This window comes from Rhodomicrobium lacus (assembly GCF_003992725.1).
Classification (GTDB): domain Bacteria; phylum Pseudomonadota; class Alphaproteobacteria; order Rhizobiales; family Rhodomicrobiaceae; genus Rhodomicrobium; species Rhodomicrobium lacus.
The window spans coordinates 24,138-32,456 of sequence record NZ_RZNF01000024.1; the positions used below are offsets into that span (position 1 = coordinate 24,138).

Consider the following 8,319-nt stretch of genomic DNA (forward strand, 5'->3'; position numbering starts at 1 on the left):
AAGAAAGCGGGTGTCGAGGAAGAGGCTCGTCATTGCCACGGCTTCCAGCGGTTAAGCAGAAGGGAATTGCTAACCACGGAAATCGAACTCAGTGCCATGGCGGCGCCGGCGACGACGGGATTCAGCAAGCCGACTGCCGCCAGAGGAATTCCCAACGCGTTGTATATGAAGGCGAAGAAGAGATTCTGGCGAATTTTGCGGACGGTCGCGGTGGAAAGGCTTATGGCCGCCGGTACCCCGCGCAGGTCGTTTCGAACCAGAACCACGTCCGCGACATCGATGGCGACGTCCGATCCCGCTCCGATGGCAAAGCTGACGTCGGCAGCAGCCAGCGCGGGCGCGTCGTTGATCCCGTCGCCTGCCATGCCGACCTGACCGGGCGTCGCCGCCTGCAGACGACGCACTTCGTCAGCCTTGTTGTGCGGCAAGACCTCGCCGAAAAAGCGCTGGACACCTGCCTGTTTGGCGATTGCATCGGCGGTGTGACGGTTGTCGCCCGTCATCATCACCACCTCGATGCCCATCGCGCGGAGACGATCCACAGCCTCAGGGGAGGACTCTCGAATTCGGTCGGCGATGGCGAGGAAGCCCAACAGGCGGTTCTCGATCGCCACGCCGACCACAGTCTTGCCCTCAGCCTGAAGCGCCTCTGCCGCGTTCCTGGCAGAGGCTTCGCCAGCCGGGGCAATTTCCGCGACCCACGCCGGTGCTCCGAGCCGCGCCGACGCGCCTTCGACCCTGCCTGAGACTCCCTCGCCGGGGATGGTTTCAAACGCCTCTACGGCGGGCACCGCGATGGAGGACTCCTCTGCCTTCTTCAGAATGGCGCGCGCAAGGGGATGATCCGAGCCAGCTTCGAGGGCTGCGGCAACGGCCAGAAGGCGCTCGCCCGTTTCGCCGGCGGCGGGCACGATGTCGGTCACTTCGGGCTTGCCCTCCGTCAGGGTTCCCGTCTTGTCGACAACCAGTGTCTTGAGACAGCGCGCGCGTTCCAGCACTTCCGCGTTTCGAATGAGAATTCCTGCCCTGGCACCGAGCCCGGTCCCGACCATGATCGCGGTCGGCGTGGCCAGGCCCAGCGCGCAGGGGCACGCGATGACCAGCACGGCGATGGCGTGGACGAGCGCGGTTTGAACCGCGCCGTCAAACGCCAGGGTGAAACCGAAGGTCAGCAGGGCGATCGCCACGACCGCAGGCACGAAGACGGCAGCGATTTTGTCCACGTGACGCTGAATGGGCGCTTTGGAGCCTTGGGCTTCATCGACCATGCGTATGATTCTCGCGAGCATGGTGTCAGCCCCGACTCCAATGGCGCGCGCTCTCAGCATTCCGTTCTGGTTGATGGTGGCAGCAAAGATACGGCTGCCCGGCGCCTTCAAAACGGGAAGGCTTTCACCGGAGAGCATGGCCTCGTCGACGCTCGACCGGCCCGCGATGACCTCGCCGTCGACCGGCACACTTTCTCCGGCAGCAACCTGAAACACATCGCCCACAACGAGCGTTCCGGCGTCGACCTCGACGAAGACGCCGTCGCGTTCGACGCGAGCAGTCTTGGGTTTCAGGTCAAGCAGCGCCCGTATCGCGGAGGTGGTTCGATTTTTCGCGCGTGTTTCCAGCAAACGCCCGAGGAGGACAAGGGTGATGATGGATGCGCTGGCCTCGAAGTAGACGTGTTGATCGGACAAACCGAAGGCCGTGACGAAAGCGCTGGAAAAATAGGCCATGCTGGTTCCAAGCACGACCAGCACATCCATGTTCGCGGATCCCGAGCGAACGGAGTTCCAGGCGGCTTTATAGAACCGGGAGGCGATCCAGAACTGTACGGGCGTAGCGAGGGCGAATTGCAGCCAACGCGGCAAAAACTCTGAATGGTGCCCCTGACCGAGTTGGTCCAACGTCGAGACGTCGAACATCACGAACATCTGGGCCAGTAAAGGCAACGTCAGGATCGAGGAAACGGCAAACAAGGCCACTTCCTTCCGCCATTTGACGCGTTCGCGCGCCTCTCTCGCCTCGGCTTCAGCGGCGCTGATTTCGCGGACTTCTTCCGCGCCGAAGCCCGCCTTCGCAATCCTGCTGACGATATCCGCGATGTCGACGACGCCCGGCGTGTATTCGACACGCGCCTTCGCCGAAGCGAAATTGACGTTCCCATAAAGGACACCTGGAGTTCGGGCGAGAAGCCGCTCGATCCCGCTGGCGCAGGCCGCGCAGGTCATTCCCGACACTTTCAGTGTCACTGTCTCCGAGGGCACCGAGAAACCGGCCTTGCCTACCGCTTCCACCATGGCTTGCGGGTTCACCTGCGCGCCATCGAATTCGACCTGGACGCGTTCGGCGACAAAATTCACCCGCGCCCTGACGCTTGGTAGCCTGTTCAGGACGGTCTCGATTATTCCGGCACAAGCAGCACAGGTCATGCCACGAACGGGAAAGCTGACGGTGGCGGCGGGATATGGGCTCATTGAAGACGACTTCGTGAGTTCTGCGATCATGAACAACAATCGCTGGAGACGGGCGGAACCGGCTCGGCGCCGTGAAGGGAGTTGAGGATCGGGCAGCACCCGGGATCGCCCTGGCCGGGACAGGCCGCGAGCAGCTGGGCCAAGCGATCCCTCATGGAAGTCAGATCCGCGACTTGCCGATCCAGCTCCTGAAGGCGTTCGCGCGCTTTGCGCTGCACGCCTTCCACCCCGTGCTCGGCATCCGTTGCCAATGAAAGAAGGCTGCGGATCTCGCCGAGTGTGAAGCCGAGTTCCTTGGCCCGGCGAATAAAACGCACCCGCTCGACAGCGTCGGCGTCATATTCCCTGTAGCCGGACTTGCGTCTTTGCGGCGCCGGGAGAAGTCCCTCCCGCTCGTAATATCGGATGGTGTCGACGGCGACGTCGGCCAGGTGCGCCAACGCTCCGATCTTGAAATGGGTAGGCGGCGAACGTTTCATAACGGAACCGTAACCTTTGGGTCAGGTCCAGAGTCAACGGGGAAAATTGCCGAGGTGAACCGGCCTGCGGATCGGCAGTCACCCCCGGCTTAACGCAGCATCGCCGACCTTTGGTGTCGATTTCCTTCTTATCCCTGATCTTTATTAAATGAAACCACGCCAGCTCTATTTGGTGGTATATTATTTCTCGGAGCGAATTCGATAAATATTTAATTTCATTCAAGAAAGTCTAGAGTATACTCTAATATTTTTTCAATTTTCAATCTACCAATGATTTTTGATTTGTGATTACCTAAGCTCGGGCACGAATGTTGGGCAACGGTCGCGGTGCGACCGAGGGCATTTGTGGGGGAAAATGACAAAATTTTGCAGCACGGTCGTCCGTGCAACGAACGCGGCTGGCCCGGCGTCAGCCGAAACCGCGATTTCGTCTTCAGACGCGATCCGTATCCACGGGCGCTGCGCAAAATCCGATCCGGCCTTTGCTCGCACGTCAAGGAAGGCGTGGCTGCGCGATCGCCGTGTCGTGGAGCTTCTCGATCCCGGCTCTGGCTTGAGCGCCAGCGGCGACGGAGCGAAGCTGTCCGCCGCCGCCCCACCACCAAACCGCGGTCCCCCCCGTCATTCTCTTATCTGGGCCGATCTGATCTCTGCGAGCCACCTGGGAAGTGGCTTGGCAAATCATGAGTAAAATTGACGAGGGAAGAAGACTTATGTTGAGGCTTTCATACGCTGTACTGTCGAGTACTGTGGCACTAAGCATGACATTCATACCGGCTAACGCTCAATCCAACGGGGAAACGACGACAACCAATCTGCCGCCCTTGCTGGTCTCCAAGGGCAAAGCCAAGAAGAACGCCAAAAAGCCGACGGATGAACGCCGGAGCGACGCCGCCCCTGCGCCGATCGCATCCAAGCCCCCGAGCATTCGCGATACCAGCGCGGACACGCAGGGCACGCACTCCTACAGCGCCGCGGCGACGACCGCAGCCAGCAAGGAGCCGCGCGCGTTCCTTGAAGTTCCCCAGACGGTGTCGGTCGTAACGCGTCAGCAAATCGAGGACCAGAATCTCACTACGTCCTGGCAAGCTGTGGCGACCGCGCCGGGGGTTCAGGTCGTTTCCAACAACCCGGACCAAGGGCAGTATTACGCACGCGGCTGGGCCCTGAATACGGCCGTCGACGGGGTGCCGGTCTATAACTCCCTGTCCGGTTATCGCCAGTTCAATACCGCAATCTACGACCGCATCGAGGTTCTGCTGGGCCCCGATGGCCTGTTTCTTGGAGCGGCACCCAACCCGTCAGGTGTGGTAAACTTCGTCCATAAGCGGCCGACGAACGACGTGCAATTCGGCTGGTCCACGTCCTATGGCTCGTGGAATCAGAAGCACGGCGAACTCGATTTCTCGGCGCCGTTGAACGAGGCCAAAACCGTCAGGTTTCGCGGCGTTCTCGAAGGAAACGACCAGGACTTTTTCTTCGACCGCTTTCATGCAAGCAACGGTCTCGCCTACGGCATACTTGAGGCCGACGTGACCAAGAGTACGCTGTTCACCATTTCGGCCACCGACGAGAAATACTTCGGGCCGTCCTATTCCGGGTTGCCCGCTTGGAATACGACCAGTGATGTTCCGGCAAATCTTCGCGGACGCTTTACCGACCTGCCGCTCAGCACGAATGTTTATCCTTCCTGGAATTCCACGTTCTGGGACTCGAGAGAGTACAACACATCGCTTGAGCAGAAGCTCGGCAGCGAATGGCGGGTGAAGGTTTCGGCGCGCTTCTTCGAACAGGACCAGCAGTTCCACGACGCTTATCCGACGAGCGGTGTATATGCCGACCTGACCGCTGATTACGCGGCGCGAAAGGCAGCCTACGAGTATGAGCGCCTCGGTGTGGATGCCTATGCGCAGGGCCCGCTCTATCTCTTCGGTCAGAAGCACGAACTGCTCTTCGGGTACAATTACGACCGCTTCGATACCACTAACGTGCGCAGCGCCAACATCGCGGTTAAGGGCGTCTCGGTGCTGGATCCCGATAGCAAGTTGGCGTCGATCAGCACTCCCTATACAAGCGGTGGCGAGAGCCTCTACGAGCAGTCGGGCTATTACGGCCAGGCCCGCTTGAAGCCGCTCACCGACGTTACGGTAATCTTGGGCGGCCGCGTCTCCGATTTCGACGCAAAGACCCGCAACCTCGCCCCTTCGGTTGTAACGAATTGGGCACAAGGGGCTCATGCCGAAGATCATTTCTCTCCTTATGCCGCGGTACTCTACGACGTTACCAAGAATATCTCAGTGTATGGCAGTTACTCTGACATTTTCATCCCGCAAACCAATCTGACATACAGCGGGGAGCCGCTCCAGCCCCGACAGGGCGAGCAGTATGAAGTGGGCATCAAGGGAGAGTTCCTTGATAAACGCCTCAGAACTTCGCTTTCGGCGTTCTATATTCAAGACGTGAACCGCGCTTTCGTGGACGCCACCCACTCCACGCCCTCCCTGACCTATTATACAGCGGCTGGCGAAGCGGTAAGCGAAGGTGTCGGTGCTTCGGTAACCGGCAAGGTATTGCCCGGCCTCGACCTCTCCGCAAGCTACGACTACCTGTATACAGTCTTGGCCTCAGCATCGAGCTATGAGGGACAAGCGATCAGCCTCTGGCTGCCAAGACATGTGGTCAAGGTGTGGGCCAAGTATCAGTTTCAGGACGATGCCTGGAATCGCTGGAGCGTCGGGGCAGGGTTTGTAGCACAGACGCAGACCTATGCAGGCTACAGTGATGCATATGCCCGCTTGCGCAATCAAGACCCTTATGCCGTCGTCAATGCGCTGATCGGCTATCAGGTCGATAAGGATATTTCACTCACGCTCAATGTGAATAACATCTTCGACCAGCAATATTATACCCGGCTCGGCGGCTTGAACACATACAACACTCCCGGCGATCCTCGTAACTTCCTGCTCACCTTGCGCAAGAGCTTTAGCCCCGTCGCTTCACTGAACTGATTTTCAGCTCAGATTGAGCGATCGCAGTTTGAGACTGTGGTGCCGTTCGAGAAGCATGCACGCGAAGCCGGGTTTCTCTGCGGACACAGCTTCGCTTTCCATCAAGTCAGTCCGGACAAGAAGAGAATACCGCCTTTCCATCGTCGAGATCGGGAAGGCGGCCTCGGCACAGCCTGCGGCTTCCGATCCGGAAAACATCAACAAGGTCTAAAAAATTCATGTCTTTCCTGCGGGGCCTCTGGACGATCACTCGTCCCTATTGGAGATCGAAGGATCGCTGGGTCGGTATCGCGCTGCTGGCGGCCGCCATCCTCTCTGAATTGGGGCTTACAGCCGCAGGCGTCGGTTTCAATACCTGGAATGGACCCTTCTATAACTCGATTCATAACCGCGACGCTGATGCGTTTATTCACCAATTCTTCGTCTGGTGGCAATGGTTCGCGTTGCTGGTGGTCGCCGTGGCGGCCAACTCCTATTTCAGTGGAATGCTGGGCTTGCGTTGGCGCCGCTGGCTGACGGAGCATATGAGCGGCAAATGGCTGAACGGATACGCCTATTACCGCATCCAGCTCAATGGCCAGCGCACCGACAATCCGGATCAGCGTATCGCGGAGGACGTGCGCGTTTTTACCGATAAATTTATCGAGCTGTTCCTCGGCCTTATCCACGCCGCGTTGGGGTTCGCAAGTTTCGCCGTCATCCTTTGGGTTCTGTCCAACAAGTTCGATTTCTTCGGCCTGTCGGTACCCGGCTTCCTGTGCTGGGCGGCGCTGGCCTACGCGATCATTTCCACCACCGCGACGTTCGTCATTGGCCGCAAGCTGCCGCCTCTGGAATATCAGCATCAAAGACTCGAAGCCGATTACCGCTTTTCTTTGATGCGCATCCGTGAAAATGCGCAAAGCATTGCTCTTTCGAGGGGTGAAAATCAGGAGGCGCGGACTCTCGACGAGAGGTTCGGCAAGGTCTACCTCAACTGGGTTGCTGTCATCGTGAGCAAGACGAGCGTGGCGGTCACCAACCGCTTTTTCGGGCAGTTCACCAACCTGTTCCCCCTCGCGCTGATGGCGCCGGGCTATTTCGCCGGCAACCTTCAGCTTGGCGATTTGATGCAGGCGCAGGGCGCATTCTGGCAGATCGAGCTTTCGTTGCGTTGGCTGGCGACCAATTACGTCACGATTTCCGAACTTCGCGCGACGGTGGACCGGCTCGTTCGGTTTGACGAAGCGATCCGTTCCGCCGTCACCACGAACGGCCCCGATCATCGTGAGAAAGCCGATCAGGAAGCCCTGACCGTGAAAAGCATCGATCTGCGGCTTCCCGATGGCAGCGTGCTGGCCAAGGAGCTGTCGCTGAGCTTCCCCAAGGGAACCCGCACCCTGATCGCGGGGCCGTCCGGCACCGGCAAGAGCACGCTTCTCAACGCCATAGCCGGAATTTGGCCCCATGGCTCCGGCGAAGTCGTTCTCCCGGAAGGCTGCCGTCTGATGTTTCTGCCGCAGCGCACCTATCTCCCCGTGGGCTCGCTTCGGCAGGCGATTATCTATCCCGGTTCCGTCGACAGCTACGACACCGCTGCAATCGTCCGCGTGCTGAATCGATGCGGTCTCGATTTCCTGACCAGCAGGCTGGACGAGGAGGATCATTGGTCGCTTCGGCTTTCGCCCGGAGAACAGCAGCGTCTCGTTTTCTGCCGGGCCATCCTGTTCAGACCCGATATCCTGTTTCTTGATGAAGCGACTTCGTCGATCGACATTGCCACGGAGGCAATATTGTATCGCCTGCTGCTCGACGAATTGCCCGATTGCGCCATTGTCAGCATCGCCCACCGTTCCACGGTGGAGGCATTTCATCATAGGCGGGTTGACTTCAGCCAGTTTGGCGCAGGCCCGGAGGAAAGCCGAGGGCGCCGCAAGCCGGAAGAGCCCGATTGGACCGGCGCGGCCACGATCGATAAGCAGAGGGTCGACTGAAATAACACAGCCACGAGCGGGGCAACCGAAATGATTTCGTCGCGGCTGGCCTTTTCGGCATCAGATTTCCCAACAGGCTGCGCGGGCGCGGTCCCCGACCTCGACTTGCATGCGAAGCACAGCGTTCCGGAACGGACGGGAAGCCTTCGCCGAAAACGAAAACAGGGGCGATCCGCGCGGTTGCGAGCCTTCCATGCCTCAGACTCTTCGGAAGCGCCGTTGCAGGGGCAGTCTTCCCGCGCGGCGTCCGGCCAGCCCCCACACGGCCCGCGAAACACGCCGGGGATAGCGGCAAAAGGGACTTGCATCGCCGCCAGCTTTGCGTAATAAGACACGGACCCGGCGGCGAGGTGACTCGCCGCATCGCCAGAGCGGGCGTAGCTCAGGGGTAGAG

At 59.6% G+C, this 8,319-nt stretch carries 5 protein-coding genes; 2 read left to right on the forward strand and 3 right to left on the reverse strand.

The annotated features are described in order from the left end of the window. Positions 1 to 29: 29 nt before the first annotated feature. The 3 genes from EK416_RS17570 to EK416_RS18150 form a co-directional block, all read right to left on the reverse strand. Positions 30 to 2,465 (reverse strand): heavy metal translocating P-type ATPase, encoded by a 2,436-nt coding sequence (locus EK416_RS17570; RefSeq protein WP_127079939.1) that lies wholly within the window; start codon positions 2,463 to 2,465, stop codon positions 30 to 32. 26 nt (positions 2,466 to 2,491) lie between these two features. Continuing rightward, positions 2,492 to 2,944 carry a heavy metal-responsive transcriptional regulator gene (locus EK416_RS17575; protein ID WP_127079941.1) on the reverse strand — a complete coding sequence of 151 codons (453 nt, stop codon included), beginning with the start codon at positions 2,942 to 2,944 and terminating at the stop codon, positions 2,492 to 2,494. 493 nt (positions 2,945 to 3,437) lie between these two features. After that, a complete protein-coding gene (locus tag EK416_RS18150) occupies positions 3,438 to 3,569 on the reverse strand; it encodes a hypothetical protein (protein WP_281023895.1) in 132 nt (43 codons plus the stop codon). A gap of 136 nt (positions 3,570 to 3,705) precedes the next feature. Here EK416_RS18150 and EK416_RS17580 point away from each other — a divergent pair, with 136 nt between their 5' ends. Then, positions 3,706 to 5,952 (forward strand): TonB-dependent siderophore receptor, encoded by a 2,247-nt coding sequence (locus tag EK416_RS17580; protein WP_164730120.1) that lies wholly within the window; start codon positions 3,706 to 3,708, stop codon positions 5,950 to 5,952. A 218-nt stretch (positions 5,953 to 6,170) separates the two neighbouring features. Beyond that, positions 6,171 to 7,925, forward strand: coding sequence for an ABC transporter ATP-binding protein/permease (locus EK416_RS17585; protein ID WP_127079945.1), 1,755 nt, complete (start codon positions 6,171 to 6,173; stop codon positions 7,923 to 7,925). Positions 7,926 to 8,319: the final 394 nt, after the last annotated feature.